This is a genomic window from Bacillus sp. SIMBA_074, assembly GCF_046534555.1.
Taxonomy (GTDB): domain Bacteria; phylum Bacillota; class Bacilli; order Bacillales; family Bacillaceae_G; genus Bacillus_A; species Bacillus_A mycoides.
In genome coordinates, this window is sequence record NZ_JAWRYM010000376.1 from 1 (window position 1) to 281 (window position 281).

1 protein-coding gene is annotated in these 281 nt (G+C 47.3%); it reads left to right on the plus strand.

The window, feature by feature from the left end; translation table 11 throughout:
• Nucleotides 1-281, plus strand: a 281-nt coding sequence (locus SB773_RS31230; RefSeq protein WP_410594160.1) for an ATP-binding cassette domain-containing protein, incomplete at both ends; no start/stop codon positions are given.

The window sequence follows — 281 nt, forward strand, 5'->3', positions numbered from 1 at the left end:
CCAAAGAGCTTTCAGGAGGGCAAAAGCAGCGGGTTGCGATTGCCAGGGCGCTGGTGATTGAACCGGACATCCTATTATTTGACGAGCCATTGAGTAATCTTGATGCGAACTTAAGGGTGAATATGAGAGGCGAGATTCGCCGCATCCAACAAGAGCTGGGGATTACAACGGTTTATGTTTCCCATGACCAGGAAGAATGCTTTTCGATATCCGACCAGGTAGCGATCATGAATAAAGGGATCATCGAGCAGCTTAGTGATCCTGCGACCATTTACAAATAT